Source organism: Acetobacter sp. ESL1128 (genome assembly GCF_058505085.1).
In genome coordinates, this window is sequence record NZ_CP196370.1 from 1 (window position 1) to 16,945 (window position 16,945).

Here is a 16,945-nt window from a genome sequence, read left to right on the forward strand (position 1 = left end):
GAGCCTGCGACGAACCCTTAGCCTGCGTGACGGACTATGAGAGGCGATTTTTATTTTGTGTTTTTGTTTTTCTGTTTTTATTTCTTTGTTTTTTTCTGCCTCTTATTTGGCGACTGACAGACAGGGTGCCCTGATGTCGGTTGGACTTACATCAATCCACACAGGCCCATCACCAGTAGCTTCCAGTGCCTGACGGATCGTATCGGCGCTCAGAAACTCCGCACCATCGTCCCCGCCAAACGACGCCAGTTTAACGTCGTACCAGTCATCGGAAGGCCCTCGGGGGTCGGCCTCCTGCGCGTAAACGACAAGATTGGGCGAACCTGCAGGGTCAGGAAGGCAGGGCTTGCCGTTGGACATCAGGTACACGCCCTGATCACCAACCAGCATCAGGCCTGCCGGAATACGTGTGTCATCAATGTCGTCTGCTGTTGGCATCCGCCCAATGACACGCTCTTTCTGGTAAGCGGGCGAGAAAAGCTGATCGAGTGTCGGACTATGAGTCTGAGCGGCTTCAGCATGGGCAAGCAGGCGCTCGACTAGAGCGCGGTCGAAGTGAAGTTTCATTGGGTTTTTCTTTTCTGCTGCGTGAACGGCATAAAAAAAGGCGGGACACCGGAGTGTCCCGCCTTTTGGAATTGAATAAGCACAGGCTTAGAAATCGTAGGTCTGAACGCCATCAATGGGCAGGCCGTCGCGGTCGAACAGGACGTAGGCACAGCCCTGTGCGCGCGCCGCCGCGAGAATGGCCGCAAGGCCAGGCGAGGCGTGCACCGCCGCCCGGAGTTCGGACGAGGCGTAAACAAGCCACCCATAAGGACCAACGAGACAGGACAGACCATTCGCCCCCTCTGTCTCGATATAGAGATCGAGAAGTGCTCGGTCCTCGGGCGAGAGATGGGCGGCACTCACATCGGCAAGGCGCTCAACTGGCAGGTCGGGTATCGGCATGACTGGTAGTCCTCAAAGCAAAAGGACAAAGCCCCGCGTCAGCGGGGCAGGCTGCAGGGCCACCCGCTTATACCAATTTGTTTTTGCTATGACCCATGAGCCCAGTCGCGCAATCCGAGGGACATAATGCGCCATGGCTGCTCGGTGAGCTGGTTCCACGCATGGCAGGCGATATCGACGATATCGTCATAGGTTCTGAAGATTCTGTTTGAGAGCCATGTATTGCGCATAAACTGCCAGACGTTTTCCACAGGATTGAGTTCGGGAGAGCGTGGCGGGAGCGGCATGATGGTGATGTTGGGGGGAACCGTCAGTTTCAGACTGGTATGCCATGCTGCCTGATCCAGGATGAGGACGGCGTGACTTTGCGGTGCAACGACCTGGGCGATTTCCTTGAGATGGAAATTCATCGCATGAATGTTGCACACGGGGAGAACAAGAGCAGCCCCTTTTCCCTGAGCGGGGCAGATTGCCCCGAAAATCCAGGCGGATCGGGTCCTTAGGTCGGCTGTCGCCCGGGGGCGGGTTCCCCGCTTCGCCCAGCGCCGTGTCAGCTTCGTTTTCTGGCCGATCCTTGCTTCATCCGCCCACCACAGTTCGATATTTTCTCCGGGGTGACAGGCGCTGATTGCGGCAAGGGCATCAGGAAAATCTTTTTAAAAATGTCCTGGGCATCCGGGTTCTGGGCATAATGCCGGGGGCGTGGCGTCAGCAGACGAAAATTCTCACTGCGGACAATCCTGCTCAACCAGGAAACAGACAGGCTGACCCCGTGCTCTTCATGAAGCCAGGCGCACAGATCACGCAATCGCCAGCGCACCACGCCATGAGCCGAAGGAATGGGACCGTCTTCAATCCGCTGCGCCAGAGCCTCCATGACGGAAGGTGTGATGCGGCGGGCAGCACCCCCACCATGACGATCAATCAGCCCCGCAGGCCCTTGCGCGTTAAAGCGCAAAACCCAGTCCCGAACGATCTGTCGATCCGTTCCCGCAAGACGGGCCGCCTCGCCACGCGTTGCCCCGTCATAAATCGCGGCAAGCGCCAGAAGGCGCCGCGACTGGGCCGCATGTCTGCTTCGTCGCGCCAGACCTCGCATGCTCGCTGCATCATAATCTTCTCGGAGTGCGACCGCCTTGCTCATCAGGGATACCTTCCTTCAATGACGGTATCCTGTGAATCACAATTCAACGCCTATGTGTACCCCCCCCCCCTGAGTCACAGCCAAAACAAATTGGTATAAACACCTAGGCGGCCTTGCTCATTTTACTGGTCTGCCGCTTATCGATCTGCGGGGTGACGTCGCGATTGTCACATCCTACCTCATGATTATTCATCTTGACCATGAAGGTCATCGACGCGAACTGCCAAATCATGGGGCCTCGACGGGATACCGCATTCACCGCGTGGTCGTGAACCGTTGGGAGCTTGAACGGCACAAAGGTCGCTGGATGATTGCCAGGCGCACCCTTCTGCCCGTCGACGGGTCGGCTGAGCAGCAGGAGCTGCTGCGCAGGGGTTTGAATGGGGTGTATCGCAGATCATTGGGATCTGAAGAGAACGAAGACCCGATCGACGGATAGTTGATGGTGTCGCAAAACGCCGCAGGTTGGTCAGTTTCTTACAACGATGGCCGACCAGAGACAGCAACGCCGCCCAAAGCCAGAATAATGGCGGCTATGAAGGCAGAACTTATATTGCCAGGGAGATATTCCAAAAACGATGACAGGAATTGCCCCATAAAAATGGCAACAGACAGGTAGGCAAGTGCTGAGCCGCGTTCGACAGAGTGGGTGCGTTCGATCGTCAGGTGATTGACGAGGGGAACTGTCAGTCCGAAACCGGTCCCGAGCATGATTGCAGCGCCAATCATCGGGACTGCCGTCATCATGGAAGCAAAAAGTGCATGGGCGGCTGCATAGGCCAGAAAGCCCGCCCGCAAAGTGTTTTGCTCCCCGATACGCCGACAGATTTTTGGGAGAAACCACGCTGCTCCTACAGCGACAAGAGAGACGAATGACAGAAAATACCCTGTTTGCGCCTCGGAGAAGTGCATGCCTTCCAGCCGTCTGGGCAAGGAGATGATCGCTGTGAAGAACACGGTCATGGAGAGGAGAGCGGCTATATATATTCGCGCCAGTTTTCCCAGAACAGAACCTCGATCTGCTTCTGTTTGGGGTGACGCAACGGGTTTGACTGGCGGATACGGTACGAACAGTTCGACGAGGACGAGAAAGACCCAACTCATCAGATAGAGCGAAAACGGCCATTGCCATCCCATACTGGCGAGGAGTCCTCCCAGAGACAGGAAGATGACGCCTCCCAGTTCAATGGCCATGCCCTGGAGTGCGATCATCTTGAGCCGCGCGTGTCCCTCAAAAAAATCGGATAAAAGCCCTGTGCCCGAAGCCATCACGATCGCTGTTGCTCCCCCGAGCAAAAGCCGGTCAGAAAAGATCAATACTGCGTTGCTCAGCCATATACATGCCAGCCCGAGCGCTCCGTACAGAGCGAGGCCAATACGCAAGGCCTGGCGAGAGCCAAGGCGTGTAATCAGGTGGCCGGCAAAGGGGCCAAAGATCACTACGCCGAGTGAGGGCAAGGTGACCAGCCAGCTTGCTTCCTGGGAGAGACCGAGAGCCGTCGCGATGCCGGGCAGGCCAGGTACGATAACGCAGCCGACCATGATCGTCAGACATGCGACACAGAGCAGAGCAAAGACGCCCCTTCGCTTTAACATGGACATTTCCTGTTTGGGCAATCTAAATACGAGACTAAGGTATCATAATATATACGAGACCGGCGTACCGCAATGACGAAAATGACAACCTCTACTCGCTCTCCGGGGCGCCCGCGCGATAATAAAGTTGGGCCAAGCCTGTTGGCGGCAGCCCGGCAGCTCGTCCTGCAACACGGATATTGCGGTGTCAGCATCCAGATGATTGCGACAGAGGCTGGTGTTGGCAGGCAGACGCTCTATCGCCGATGGCCGAGTAAGGCTGAACTCGTTCTGGCCGCGTTCCTGGAAAGCGCTGGTGATGCGGACGTTCTATCGGACGGCCGCGCCGAGAAGCGGTTGCTGCATTTTCTGGTCAACGTGTTCAGGAACTTGCAGCAGGATGGACCTGCGATCAGGAACCTGATTGCGTCCGCGCAGGACGATCCCGAATTTCTAAAGAGTTTCCGGGCCGGTTTTGTTGAGCCAAGAGCGGAAATCGTCGCCACCATTTTTCGTGACGGCATTGCAAACGGAGAAATCCTGGAAGATGCCGATGTGGAAATGGCGGTCGCCGCGTTTCATGGTGCATTTTGGTATCACCTTCTTCTGGGAGGCAAACTTGATGCTGAATTCGCGCAGCGCCTTACGAGGCTCATTATGAAAAGTATTTCAAAAGAGCCTCGTGAAGAGGAACTATTGAAATAGTTCATTCACCATGTGGACAGCGTCCAGATAAAATTATTTGAATTTATTCATCTATGTTTGACCGTATCGCCTGAATGGGAGCCATCGTGCCGAAGACTCTATCCCGGCGGATGAGCGCGTGGAACAAAGCGGCTGCAATATGAGCGAGGATATCTGCTGAAGTTCTGCGGAAGTCGATCAGACCGTTTGCTGATTCAGTCTCTAGGTGTTTAGTCCCGGGATTTAATGGGTTGGATTGATGATGAATCTTTCTGGCTCTGAAGTCCATATTTTGCAGACGTATTCGTAAGGTGTGAGGCCGTTCAGGGTCTTGAGCCTTCGCCCGAAATTATAGGCTGCCATGAAATCGTTGAGGTGTGTCCTTAACTGCTCGTGGCTGTCGTAATGGAAGCGCTTGACGGTTGCTTCCTTGATCGTCCGGTTCATCCGTTCAACCTGACCGTTCGTCCAGGGATGGTTGGGTTTTGTCAGACGGTGTTCAATCCCGTGGGCTTCGCAGATCATGTCAAAGCGCATGGGACACGACCAGGCCGTATTGCGGTTACCCATCATCTGCCGACACTCCTTGACTGATGACGACTGAATCAGGAAGCCATGATTATTTCAAGAGCGACTTTTTCAACAGAATTAGGCGTAAGCAGACATAACCGAAAGATAAAAAGACAGGAACGGCTGCCACAGCTTGGGCGGGCGCGCAAGCGCCAGGCGTTGCGCGCCTGACGGCGCGGCCTTGCCCGCCCGCCCAAGCTGCGACCGCGCGGAAAATATCAGGAGATTGAAAAAAGAGCAGATCAGCTCAGACGCAATCGCCTGCCAGTTTTCCCCATGATCAGGAGCCTCTCCATGGAACTGCGCGTCGTCGATCCGAAAACCCTTCTCGACAATCCCCAAAACCCCCGCACCTCAGCCCCCAATGTCGAGGCCGACCGACGCCTTGCCCATAATATCAAGGTGGTGGGGCTTCTGCATGCCCCGTTGGTGCGCGAACTGCCCGACGGCCAGTTGATGATCGTGGCAGGCCATCGCCGCCGTCGCGCTTGTGTCCTCGCGAAAATGCGTGAAATGCACGTTATTGTTACGTCTGCCGACGAAAAACTGGATGGTCTGGCGGCTGGTTCCGAAAACATCATCCGCGAGGCGATGACGCAGAGTGAACAATGGCGTTTTGTCGATAAGGCCCGCCGCGATAAATCGCATACAGACGCACAGATTGCCCGCGCGCTGATGGTTACACCTGCCTATCTGAAACGGCTGTCGCTTCTGGCGGGTCTGCACGAACCGGTCCTGCACGCGATCGACATGGGCCGTGGCCCAGACTTCAATGATTTGAAGGTGATCGCTGCCGCTCCGCTGGACGAACAGCGCGCAGCATGGGCCGAAATGTTTGAGGATAAGCGAACCGGGGTTCAGGAAACCCTGTTTTATGGGTTCAGCCTGGAGCAGCATGTACCAGACAATCACCTGCTTCGATCTATTGACCGGCTGATTGATCTCTCCGGAATTCGAGAACATCTTCGTCCATTTTACAGCACAATGGGACGCCCCTCGATTGATCCGGAACTCCTCATTCGGATGCTGTTGATTGGCTACTGCATGGGCATCCGTTCCGAACGGCGCCTGTGCGAAGAAGTACATCTGAACCTCGCCTATCGATGGTTCTGCCAGTTGGGTCTGGATGGGACTGTTCCTGATCACTCCACATTTTCAAAGAACCGACATGGTCGTTTCCGTGAGAGCAACCTTCTGCGTGAAGTGTTCGAGTTGACCGTCCGGCGCTGTATCGAGACGGGTCTGGTCGGTGGGGAAGGTTTTGCCGTCGATGCCAGCCTGATCCAGGCCGATGCCAATCGACGACTGGCTGTTCCGGGAGATGAAGGCCTTCCTCCTGATGCGGCAGGGCGTGCCGTAAAAGAATATCTTGCCGTTCTTGACGATGCTGCATTCGGTGCATCGACACCTGTTGTCCCTAAAAGATTATCTCCTACAGATCCTGCAGCACGGTATTCTGCAGCCACGCCCAATCAGGCGTTCTTTTCATACAGCACCAATTATCTGATCGATCTCAGGCATGCTGTTATTGTCGATGTGGAGGCCACGACATCGGTGCGTCAGGCGGAAGTCACAGCACAGCGTCGCATGATTGAACGGGTCCAGCAGACCTTTGGCTTATGGCCTGAACGTCTGGCTGCAGATGGTGCTTATGGAGATGCCGCCAACCTCGCATGGCTGGTAGAGGAGAAAGGGGTCGAACCGCATATTCCTGTGTTTGATAAATCAGCCCGCAACGATGGGACGTTTGCACGGTCTGATTTCACATTCGATCATGAGAATGACTTTTATACCTGCCCGGGCGGTCATCAACTCCGGGCATCCAATCGGAATTTCACAACACCCCGTTCCCGTGTCGATAAGGATGGCTTCATTCGTTATCGAGCCCGTGTGAAGGATTGCAGTGGATGTGAATTCCGGCAGCGCTGCACACCCAATACACCCGCTCGCAAGATCATGCGGTCCGTGCATGAAGGCGCTCGCGATATGGCGCGGGACATCGCCCAGACCGATGCTTACGTGACATCACGAAGACAGAGGAAAAAGGTTGAGATGCTGTTCGCGCATCTCAAACGCATACTCAAACTGGATCGACTGCGATTACGAGGCCCAAATGGCGCCAGAGATGAGTTCCTTCTCGCAGCAACCGCCCAGAACCTGCGTAAAATGGCAAAGCTGATGCCAGTCATCTCCCTCCAGAGGGCCACCTGAAGGAGACAGCCGCATCAAACTTCTCACAAGCCCAGATCCGCCCGACACAGCAAGCGACTTTTTCAACAGAATTGCCTCATGTCGGTCGTTTGGACCACAAGGTTGTTTGCCAAATAGCGGACATCAGCGCTTTAAAGCCTCGTTGCAGAGATTGTCTGGATCTCACTAATTGTACCTCTTGAATGATCCCAAGACACAGACGGGCAACCCATGGACGTTGCGATGAAAATTTCAGCGATACGGAATTGTGATCGGATCATATGACAAGCACGCCCTTATATCCTTGTCATACTGCCCTATAGTATGACAAGGATACTCAAGGGTAGTATATTCGGGAGTAAGCGTTCGTGCCGCACACACCAGCTGAGAAAAAGCGCGTTCTGACCCGCGTGCGCCGTATTCGCGGGCAACTTGATGCGCTGGAACAGGCTTTGGAGAAGGGAACTGATTGCGGTCCGGTGCTGCAACAGGTGGCGGCTATCCGGGGAGCGATCAACGGATTAATGGCCGGTGTCCTCGAAAGCCATCTGCGGGAAGAATTTGTTGAGTGTGCCGGTGATCGTGATGCTGCCAGTGGTTCGATCGAGAATGTGGTGTCACTCGTTCGATCCTATCTCCGGTAATGCCCTCGATGCTGGCTGATAGGTTATTTGGAGAAAAAATCATGAAATCACGGGCCGCAGTTGCTTTCGAGGCGGGTAAGCCCCTTGAGATTGTCGAGATCGATGTAGCGCCTCCTCGTGCTGGTGAGGTGCTCGTGCAGATCACGCATACGGGTGTGTGCCACACTGATGCGTTTACCCTGTCAGGGGATGATCCCGAGGGACTGTTCCCAGCCGTTTTGGGTCACGAAGGCGCGGGAATTGTCATCGAGGTCGGAGAAGGCGTAACCAGCGTTGCCCCCGGCGACCATGTCATTCCGCTTTACACGGCGGAATGCGGTGAATGTCTGTTCTGTAAGTCGGGAAAAACCAATCTCTGCATTTCAGTGCGCGCCACACAGGGTAAAGGTGTGATGCCGGATGGCACGACACGCTTCTCCTACAAAGGTCAGCCGATCCATCATTACATGGGGTGTTCGACGTTCAGCGAATACACGGTTGTCGCCGAGGTTTCTCTGGCAAAAATCAATCCCGCATCCAATCCAGGGCATGTCTGTCTGTTGGGATGTGGCGTCACCACAGGGATTGGTGCGGTACACAACACGGCCAAGGTGCAGCCGGGAGATACGGTTGCCGTCTTCGGTCTGGGCGGGATCGGTCTGGCGGTCATTCAGGGAGCGCGACAGGCAAAGGCTGGCCGGATTTTCGCTATTGATACCAACCCGGAAAAGTTTGAACTTGCCAAAGCATTCGGCGCCACGGAATTCCTCAACCCCAAGGATTATGACAAACCGATTCAGCAGGTTCTTGTGGAAATGACCGGCTGGGGTATTGATCATACATTTGAATGTATCGGAAACGTCAACGTCATGCGCGCGGCGTTAGAAGCCGCGCATCGTGGGTGGGGGCAGTCGATCGTCATCGGGGTGGCAGGGGCCGGTCAGGAAATTTCGACCCGTCCCTTCCAGCTTGTGACGGGGCGTTCGTGGCGCGGCTCGGCTTTCGGTGGGGTCAAGGGACGCAGCCAGCTTCCCGGCATGGTCGAAGATGCCATGCGTGGCGATATCGAACTTGCGCCTTTCGTAACCCACACCATGCCGCTCGAAGACATCAATACGGCCTTCGATCTGATGCATGAAGGAAAATCCATCCGTTCCGTCATTCATTTCTAAGGTCTGCGTCTCACCGCGCAACATCATTTCCAATGGTTGGAAATTACAGGAGAACGATCATGGCAGTTATTTCCGGTGACGGTGTTTTCTCTCACGTTTTTCTTGGGGCAGTGGATACTGCGGTATCCGCGAAATTCTATGACGCCGCGCTTGCGGCTCTGGGCATAAAAAACCTGGGGCCGTTCGGGCATGGGTGGATTCTGTATGGCCGCGAAAAGCCAGCCTTCATCATTGCACGTCCAGGCAACGGTGAAGCGCCCTCAAGCAACGGTGTCACCATCGGTTTTGCAGCAGCGACACCCGCCGAAGTGGAGGCTTTTCATGCCGCAGGTCTTGCCAATGGGGGAACCGATGAAGGCGCACCCGGCCCGCGAAGCCACTTACCGGGCGCTTACGCTGCCTATCTCCGGGATCCGGCAGGGAACAAGATCTGCAGTTATACCTTCACGGACGGTAACTGACATGCGCAAAAGGCAGTGAGAGCCATGGAACGCAAGGAAACACACGCCTCTTTTGGGGGTGTGCAGGAAGTCTGGCGACACAAGTCCGTGTCGTTGGGTGTGGAAGCAAACTTCGCGATCTACCTGCCGCCGCAGGCAAAAACTGAAAAGGTTCCCGTTCTTTACTGGCTCTCCGGTCTGACATGTACGGAGCAGAATTTCATTGGCAAGGCTGGCGCGCAACGCGTGGCCGCAGAACTGGGCATCGCCATTGTCGCGTCGGATACCAGTCCACGGGGCGTGGGTGTGGCTGATGACGATGCGTACGATCTTGGACAGGGTGCCGGATTTTACCTCAATGCGACGCAGGAGCCGTGGGCTGCGCATTATCGGATGTATGATTACGTCGTCACGGAACTTCCTGCGCTGATTGAGGCGAGCTTTCCGGTTACGCAGCAGCGAGGCATTGCGGGACATTCGATGGGTGGATTTGGCGCCATCATGATCGCGCTGCGTAATCCTGGCCGCTATCGTTCTGTGTCAGCCTTTTCACCCATTGTGGCGCCAACGCAGGTACCATGGGGTGAAAAAGCATTCAGTGCTTATCTGGGTCCGGATCGTGCCAGTTGGGCAGCCTATGACCCGCTTGAACTTGTGCGGACAGCGAAGGAAAGACTGCCTGTTCTGATAGATCAGGGTCTGGCGGACCAGTTTCTGAAAGAACAGCTCAGACCAGAACTGTTCCAGGAAGCCGCACAGAATGCAGGGCAGGAACTCATCCTGAATCTTCGTCCTGATTACGATCACAGCTATTATTTTGTAGCCAGTTTTATTGCAGATCATCTTAGATATTTCGTGAGTAAACTACGATGAACAGATTGTCAGATTTTTTGGATCCGCGCTTTTCTGGCTTCGGGTGGAGACGAAATCTGTTAGGGGCGTCTTTGAAACTGTGGAATTAACTGGCGGCTTTCTGCATCTTTTGTCCGGAAGCAGACATTCCGTTTGCCCCCCAAAGCCGCTTATCCCGGCCCCACGCTTTCCCCAAACGCTCCAGCGGGCAACGCCCAGCGTGACGTAACAACCGGCCCGTGCCACTGATTTTCCAGTGCACAGGCGACCAGATCCGGCCTCGCCAGTGTCGCCGCGTAAACCCGTCCCCTGTCTGCAAACTGATGAAGCCCACACTCGCGTTTCATTGTGCATCCAAACGTCTGCTCCAGCACAGCCAGTGCGTCAAAACGCTTGGGCATGATGTGCCGCAAGGTTGCAGCCTGATCCACACTCATAAACACGCAGAGCGCACAGGAGAGCCTCCCAAAACCAAGCTGGTAAGGAAGGGCCGGGATCACGCCATACCTTTGCAGGATGGCCCAGATTTGTGCCTCTCTCCATGCATGTACGGGCCTGTAATGATCGACATGCCTGCACCTGCGCCGACTGTCGCGCGTGTCCGTGCGATGCGCGCCAAACACTGCGTAACGGGCACGGTTCGGACTTTCCTCGGCCCGCTCCCCTGTCACGAACAGCGTGCGGTTCCCGAGAAACCGATCCTGCGCACGCAAGGCCATGTCGGCCACATCGATCTTGGCGGTCGCACTGCAATAGCGCGTGCTGAGGCTGGCACTCACCTGCGGGAACCGCAGGCGGGTACCAACAGGACCTGCACCGCCCCGGCGCACCAGCCCTGCGGGGGTTTCACACTGCACTGCAGCGGTGGGCACACCATTGCGCAGGATCTCGCCTTTCAGGCCACCTTCGCGCCATGACAGGTAACAGGGAATTTCAAAGTGGTTCGCCAAGGCGTGGACATAGGACGTGGTGGACGGCCAGTCCATGAAGGATGGTCCCTGCCCGTCCACATCGTGGTGCCATAGCTCCATACGGTTTACCGGCGCACCGCACTCCAGAAGATGCAGCAAGGCAGCGATACTATCCTTACCACCGCTACAGGCAATAATAATCCGGTCATAGCTGGTGAAGTCGATCCGCTCCATTCTCCGGCTCCTTTGAGGGCTTATGATCCACATCTGTTTCCAGTGTGCCGCCCGACGTTGTGACGCCGGACGGCCCGCGTGGCTCAGGCTGCGTCCCTGAGCGCGTTGGCGGCATCGTCCTCTTCTGTTGTGGGCGGGATGTCATCGTTGGCCGGGGCCTCTTCCTCCCCTTCCCTGCTGGTTGCAGCAAGATCGGCTTCCAGCTCGGCCAGCGCGTTGCGTTTCTCATCGAGCAGCGCCTGATCGCGGAAGGGTGCTCCCAGCCGGGCCTGATAGGCGGGCAGCCGTCGTGTGGCCTCATCACGGGTTTTCTGGGTATCGGCCAGTTCCCCATCAAGACGCAGCACGAGGTTTTCGATCCGCGCGATAAGTCCCAGAGGTTTCGTGTCCTGATCCACGGGAATGTCCACCGTTCCATGCGCGAACGCCACGGACAGCCCCGCCTCGGTCACCACCCTGTCCTCTATGAAGCGCTGTCGGTTGATGGCATCCAGCGTCACGGCAAACCCGCCAATCCGCCCCAGCGTCCACCGACCTTCCTGCGCGTTCCTGACCGCCAGACGGAGCTGGGCCAGCAGGAACGCCCCCGCCTTCTCGCGCTCGGTGATCACACCGCGTTCGGTCTCGAAGCTGAAGGCCTCACCGCGCGTGGCCACACGGGCCGCCAGATCAGCCTCGATCAGCGGGATCCGTGCCTGCGCCCATGCAATCTCGCGCTCGGCCTGCTGGACGGCACGACGCACGGCGAACTGATCATCGTAATGGGCCGCATAGAGGCGTTCGAGCCGCGCGAGTTCCGCCTCCAGACCGGCTTTCTGCATGAGCCGCATATCACCAGAGGCCAGCGCCTTGGCCATGGCGAACTGGTTGCCATCGCTATCCAGATCTTCCACACGCCGGATGGACCGATCACCAGACATGGCCATGGCGATGAAGCGCAGCTTGCGTTCAAGCAGCTGCCAGTTGGTAGCATCCACAGACCCTTCCTGCGCGTAGGCGTAAATCCGTATTTCGGGGTTCTGGTTGCCCTGGCGCTCGATGCGTCCTTCGCGCTGGATGATGTCGGAGACCAGCCACGGCACATCCAGATGGTGCAGGGCCAGAAGCCGCTGCTGGGCATTGACCCCCGTGCCCATGGTCTGGGTGCTGCCAATCAGGATACGCTTGCGGCCGGCATTGAGGTCGCCGAACAGACGCTGCTTGGCTTCCGCCTTCTTGTAGTCCTGCATGAAGGCGATCTGCTCGCGCGGCACCCCCATGCGCACCAGCTCGTCACGCATCCACAGATAGGCGGAGAAGCCCCGCTTGCCATGTGCTCCCACGGTGCCCAGATCCGAGAAAATCATCTGCACCGCACCGGGCAGGGCATAGGGTTGGCCAGTCTCTGGGTTGGTGTACCGGTTCTGCGCACTCTCCTCCCAGATGGCGAAGACGTTGCGGATCATCAGATCGAGCTTGCTGTCCTCCCCCTCCCCTGCCCGGCCCCAGCCGACAAAGCGCAGATCAAGAGCCGCATGACGGGCGTCCCCCATGACGGAGAGCAGGATGTCATCGCCTTTCTGGGGTTTGCCCTTGCGACGTTCGATCGCGGTAATCCGCTCGGCCAGCGTCTTCTGATAGGCGCGGAAGCGGGCATGAACTGGTGCCACCACAATCTGGCGGTGCCCACCGCGCACGGCTGGCAAATTGACATAGCGGCGCAGATCGTCCTGCTGGACCACATCGGCGAAGTCACGATAGAGCGCCATGAGGTCGGCGACATTGACGAACTCGGTAAAGCGCGTGACGGGCTTGTAGAGGCCACTGGGTTGCAATTCGAGTTCGGTCCGGGTCTCTCCGAAATTGGCGGCCCATGCGTCAAACTCATGCAGCCCACGACTACGCAGGGCATCAAGAGCCATGTAGCGCTGGACCGAATACAGCTCGCCCAGTGTGTTGGTGATCGGGCTGCCTGATGCCAGCACCAGCGCGCGACCGGGATTGATCTGCTCCAGATACCGGGCCTTGACGAACAGATCCCACGCGCGTTGCGAGCCTTCTGGGGCCACCCCCTTGAGATCGCCCTGATTGGTGGCAAAGCTCAGTTTGCGGAACTGCTGTGCCTCGTCCACGAGGATCTGATCAATCCCCAGTTCCCCCAGATGCAGCATGTCATCCTTGTGGGTCGCCAGCCCTTCGAGCTTCGCCTCCATGGTTTCCTTCATGTGCTCGATGCGCTTGCGCGACAGCCGGTCGTCTTTATCCATTTCGCAGAGCAGCGTGTCATAGGCCTCGATCTGCTCGTCGATCATCCCGCGCTCAAAGGCGGCCTCCACCGCGATGAATTTGAAGGCGTCATGGGTGATGATGATCGCATCCCAGTTCCCGGTGGCTGCGCGGGCCAGAAACCGCTGACGTTTGGCTTTTGCAAAATTCGTCTCATCCGCGACAAGGATTTTGGCTGTCGGGTAGAGCATCAGGAATTCACGGGCCATCTGGGCCAGACAATGCCCAGGTACCACGATCATCGCCTTGCTGATCAGCCCCAGCCGCTTCTGCTCCATGACGGCGGCGCACATGGAGAAGGTTTTACCCGCCCCCACGGCATGGGCGATGTAGGTGCTGCCCGCGGCAATGATCCGCCAGATCACCCGCTTCTGGTGTTCGCGCAGGGTGATGACCGTGCTTGCACCGGGCAGCCGGAGATGATCACCGTTGAATGTGCGCGGCACGAGATTGTTGTAGGTGTCGTTATACAGCCGCACCAGCCGGTCAGCGCGCTCGGCATCCTGCCAGACCCAGTTCTGGAACGCCTGTCGAATGGCTGCGAGCTTCTCCTTCGCCGCTTCGGTTTCCTGGGTATTCAGCACCCGGCTGTCGTTGCCGTTTGAATCCCTGATCGTGTCCCAGATTTTTGGAGAGGCCTGTGTGAGCGCGTCCTCCAGCAACTCCCCGGCATGACGACGCTCGGTGCCCCAGACTGACGTCGCTTCGGCCCGCCCCAGAAAAGCACGTTTCTCGACGCTCCAGCAGGCCACTTCGGCGGTATGGTGGATGACAGCCTCAACGCCCAACACCTCGCGGGTGAAGGCCATGATGTCGCTCACTGGCAGCCAGGGCGCACCCAGACGGGCCGTAATGTCGGATGGCCTCAGATCCTCGGGCTGGGCCCGTTCCAGAGCTGCCGCCGTGCGGGCAAAACGCGGGTCGCTCTGCGCTGCCTCACGGGCCGCCGCAAGTTTGGTGCGCACGGCCCCTGAGAGCAGCTCGTCCGTCGCCACCCACACATCGCGCCCCGGGCACGAAGCCTCGGGATCGAGATAGACGGCCTCGCCCAGTTCGTTCAGGGCTGCCTCTACGGTGCACCCCGTCAGCTCGGCGATCAGGGGCAGATCAACACGACCCACGTCATGCAGGCAGACCGCCAGCGCGTCATGAGCGGAGTGGATTTCGGGCTCGACCGGTGCATGGATGACGCGCTCGGTAAACAGCGGCCCCGGCCGGGCGGTCTGGGTGGCCTCGTCATACTCTTCAATGGAAGAGACCAGCCAGACATCGGGATCATCATAGAACGGCTGGAGGTTGGGCCTGCGGCGGGTTTCGGTTTCCTCACCGGTGGTGGCGTTAACCCGGACCGTGGTGTTGGTGAGATTGATCGGCCCGAACTGGCGGGTAAAACTCTGCCACGCCTGCCGCAGCCGATGCTGGTGCCGCCCAAAGGGCTGATTGTCCATCTGCGCGCGCAGCACAGCCTTTGCCGCGTCCCGCACCGGGATCAGCGCTTCAATAATGCGCGCATGTTTCTGGAACAGACCTTCTTTTTGGTCACCCTTGCGGATGGGCACTTCCTGGCCTGCGCCACCAATGATCTGATGCAGGATGCGGTTGTGCAGATAGTAGCTGCCTTCCTTCAGGTCAGCGCCTGATGCCGCGGTGCCCACGCGCAGGCCATCCAGTTCTGGACGCGTAATGCGCTGCTCAACAGGTGGAAGAAACCGGCTCTCGGGGGCAATACGGGCCAAAGCTTCCGGCAGAGCAGCGTGAAGGTCCACGCCCGATACCGGCAGGCAGCAGTAATCCAGTCCGAACTGGCTGCTAGCCCAGCCATGCCGCCCCAGAACCTGAGCGGGATTGTCGAGGAAATAGCGGTTAATGCTCAGCGGACCACGACCTTCATCGCTGTCTGGCACGGTCCCGGTTTCCAGCCAGCCCTGATCACCGGGCAGATCGCCGATCATGCGTTTGCGGAACACCAGCAGATCAAGCACAACCTCGGTACCGGCATCCGCACTCATTGCCCCTGCGGGCAGACGCACGGCCCCCAGAAGGTCAGCGTCTTCGGCGATATGCTGACGGGCCTTCTGGTCAGCCTTGTCCAGTGTATGGCGGGACGTGACAAATGCAGCGAAGCCGCCCGGGCGCAGGGCAGCGATTGAGCGGGCGATAAACCAGTCGTGGAGACTGAACCCCCGCAGCTCACGGTGATCCGCTGCATTGACCTGGCGGTTGGAGAAGGGGGGATTGCCGATCGCCAGATCATAGGTGGTCGCCAGAACTGCCTTTGTGAAGTCTTCGTGCCTGATCCACTGTTTAGGGAAGAGCTTGCGGGCAATCCGTGCGGCAATGCTGTCCATCTCAATGCCCGTGAAGGCGATCTGACCTTCGAGACGCTCGGGCCTGAGGGCAATGAACTGGCCAACACCACAGCCGGGTTCCAGGACTGACCCACCCTGAAAGCCACGCTTCATGAGCATGTCCCAGAGGGCGGTGACGATATATTCCGGCGTGTAATGGGCATACTGGGTGGAGCGGGCAAGGGCGGCATGATCCGTCTCGCTGCAGGCAGCCTCCAGAGCCTTGCCGAGACTTTCCCATCCTGCGCGGTAAGGTTCTCCCGCACGGGGGAAAAGGGCGTTGGCCAGTTCACCCGCCCCAAAGCCAATGAAACGGCTCAGCACAGCCTGCTCGTCGGGGGTTGCATTACGGTCTTCGGTTTCAAGCGTTCCCAGCAGCTTGATTGCCGCAATATTGTCCCGCGCACGGTCCTTCCAGCTGGTGGCAAGGCCACGGGTGCCCATCAGGCGGAAATCGGTCTGGGGGATGACCAGTGGGGTTTCTGCGACGGGGGAGGGGAGGGGGCTGTCTTCGCCTTCAAGCTCACCCCAGAACAGGTCTGCGGCACCGCTGAGGGAGGAGGAAGAAAACAGGCTGAGCTGATCATCGAACAGGGACATGGAAGGCTCCGGGCAAACGCCGAACGCCGCCTGCGTCTGGGACGAGGCGGCGTTCGGTAAGGATGGACAACAGCAGGGAAGGGGACTGATCGCTGTGTTGCGTCAGATTTTCTTCTGCATGCTGTCTCCGGAACCGGGCCTGGGTGGCGCGGGCAAAGGCGGCGTCTGCGCCGGGATCGGGCTGGCGTCAGACAGACCGACCCACCCTTTGCGCGCGACGCTCAGGGCTGGTCGGAGTTTTGTTTTTATTTTACGCGTAGCTGAGCATTTTCTGGAAATTAGACATGTCTAATAAAAATTAACAGGTTGATCGGGCAGTCTGGAGGATGTAATCATTGCGCGGTAAACGTAATTAGACATGTCTAATTTATATAAGGCGGTAGCTA

The 16,945-nt window shown here is 57.7% G+C and carries 13 protein-coding genes and 3 pseudogenes; 9 read left to right on the forward strand and 7 right to left on the reverse strand.

What is annotated here, in order from left to right:
- Positions 1-102 precede the first annotated feature (102 nt).
- The 3 genes from ACSYTG_RS12985 to ACSYTG_RS12995 form a co-directional block, all read right to left on the reverse strand.
- Positions 103-567 carry a DUF3085 domain-containing protein gene (locus tag ACSYTG_RS12985; RefSeq protein ID WP_165926338.1) on the reverse strand — a complete coding sequence of 155 codons (465 nt, stop codon included), beginning with the start codon at positions 565-567 and terminating at the stop codon, positions 103-105.
- Between the two features lie 87 nt (positions 568-654).
- Positions 655-951, reverse strand: coding sequence for a DUF5983 family protein (locus tag ACSYTG_RS12990; protein WP_165926337.1), 297 nt, complete (start codon positions 949-951; stop codon positions 655-657).
- An 86-nt stretch (positions 952-1,037) separates the two neighbouring features.
- A protein-coding gene (locus ACSYTG_RS12995; protein ID WP_148299137.1) for an IS630 family transposase occupies positions 1,038-2,095 on the reverse strand; the annotation gives its coding sequence in 2 pieces (ribosomal slippage) (positions 1,038-1,603 and positions 1,603-2,095; 1,059 coding nt in all).
- Positions 2,096-2,207: 112 nt separating this feature from the next.
- On the opposite strand from ACSYTG_RS12995, the pseudogene ACSYTG_RS13000 reads away from it, so the two are divergent.
- Positions 2,208-2,534 (forward strand): annotated as a pseudogene (locus tag ACSYTG_RS13000) (nuclear transport factor 2 family protein); the annotation flags it as partial.
- Between the two features lie 38 nt (positions 2,535-2,572).
- Here the strand turns inward: ACSYTG_RS13000 and ACSYTG_RS13005 are convergent.
- A complete protein-coding gene (locus tag ACSYTG_RS13005; RefSeq protein WP_198912021.1) occupies positions 2,573-3,691 on the reverse strand; it encodes an MFS transporter in 1,119 nt (372 codons plus the stop codon).
- A 72-nt stretch (positions 3,692-3,763) separates the two neighbouring features.
- Between ACSYTG_RS13005 and ACSYTG_RS13010 the strand changes: the two genes are divergently transcribed.
- Positions 3,764-4,375, forward strand: a complete 612-nt coding sequence (locus tag ACSYTG_RS13010) for a TetR/AcrR family transcriptional regulator (protein WP_077804094.1) — start codon at positions 3,764-3,766, stop codon at positions 4,373-4,375.
- A 222-nt stretch (positions 4,376-4,597) separates the two neighbouring features.
- Here ACSYTG_RS13010 and ACSYTG_RS13015 read toward each other — a convergent pair.
- Positions 4,598-4,867, reverse strand: a pseudogene (locus ACSYTG_RS13015) (integrase core domain-containing protein); the annotation flags it as partial.
- A gap of 351 nt (positions 4,868-5,218) precedes the next feature.
- Here ACSYTG_RS13015 and ACSYTG_RS13020 point away from each other — a divergent pair.
- The 6 genes and pseudogenes from ACSYTG_RS13020 to fghA form a co-directional block, all read left to right on the forward strand.
- Positions 5,219-5,707: pseudogene (locus ACSYTG_RS13020) on the forward strand (ParB/RepB/Spo0J family partition protein); the annotation flags it as partial.
- Between the two features lie 48 nt (positions 5,708-5,755).
- A complete protein-coding gene (locus tag ACSYTG_RS13025) occupies positions 5,756-7,135 on the forward strand; it encodes a transposase (RefSeq protein ID WP_489784063.1) in 1,380 nt (459 codons plus the stop codon).
- 347 nt (positions 7,136-7,482) lie between these two features.
- Positions 7,483-7,758 (forward strand): formaldehyde-responsive transcriptional repressor FrmR, encoded by a 276-nt coding sequence (gene frmR / locus ACSYTG_RS13030; protein ID WP_025829448.1) that lies wholly within the window; start codon positions 7,483-7,485, stop codon positions 7,756-7,758.
- Between the two features lie 41 nt (positions 7,759-7,799).
- Positions 7,800-8,909, forward strand: a complete 1,110-nt coding sequence (locus ACSYTG_RS13035) for an S-(hydroxymethyl)glutathione dehydrogenase/class III alcohol dehydrogenase (protein WP_003618980.1) — start codon at positions 7,800-7,802, stop codon at positions 8,907-8,909.
- A 59-nt stretch (positions 8,910-8,968) separates the two neighbouring features.
- Positions 8,969-9,370, forward strand: coding sequence for a VOC family protein (locus ACSYTG_RS13040; protein WP_003618982.1), 402 nt, complete (start codon positions 8,969-8,971; stop codon positions 9,368-9,370).
- Positions 9,371-9,394: 24 nt separating this feature from the next.
- Positions 9,395-10,222 (forward strand): S-formylglutathione hydrolase, encoded by an 828-nt coding sequence (gene fghA / locus ACSYTG_RS13045; RefSeq protein WP_003618986.1) that lies wholly within the window; start codon positions 9,395-9,397, stop codon positions 10,220-10,222.
- 149 nt (positions 10,223-10,371) lie between these two features.
- Here the strand turns inward: fghA and ACSYTG_RS13050 are convergent, their stop codons facing one another.
- Together ACSYTG_RS13050 and ACSYTG_RS13055 are read right to left on the reverse strand one after the other, a co-directional pair.
- Complete coding sequence (locus ACSYTG_RS13050) at positions 10,372-11,346, reverse strand: phosphoadenosine phosphosulfate reductase domain-containing protein (protein ID WP_194301394.1); 975 nt, start codon at positions 11,344-11,346, stop codon at positions 10,372-10,374.
- Between the two features lie 83 nt (positions 11,347-11,429).
- Complete coding sequence (locus ACSYTG_RS13055; protein WP_489784047.1) at positions 11,430-16,559, reverse strand: helicase-like domain-containing protein; 5,130 nt, start codon at positions 16,557-16,559, stop codon at positions 11,430-11,432.
- Between ACSYTG_RS13055 and ACSYTG_RS13060 the strand changes: the two genes are divergently transcribed.
- A complete protein-coding gene (locus ACSYTG_RS13060; RefSeq protein WP_489784048.1) occupies positions 16,558-16,851 on the forward strand; it encodes a hypothetical protein in 294 nt (97 codons plus the stop codon). The two genes, ACSYTG_RS13055 and ACSYTG_RS13060, sit on opposite strands and share 2 nt — an antisense overlap.
- Positions 16,852-16,945 lie beyond the last annotated feature (94 nt).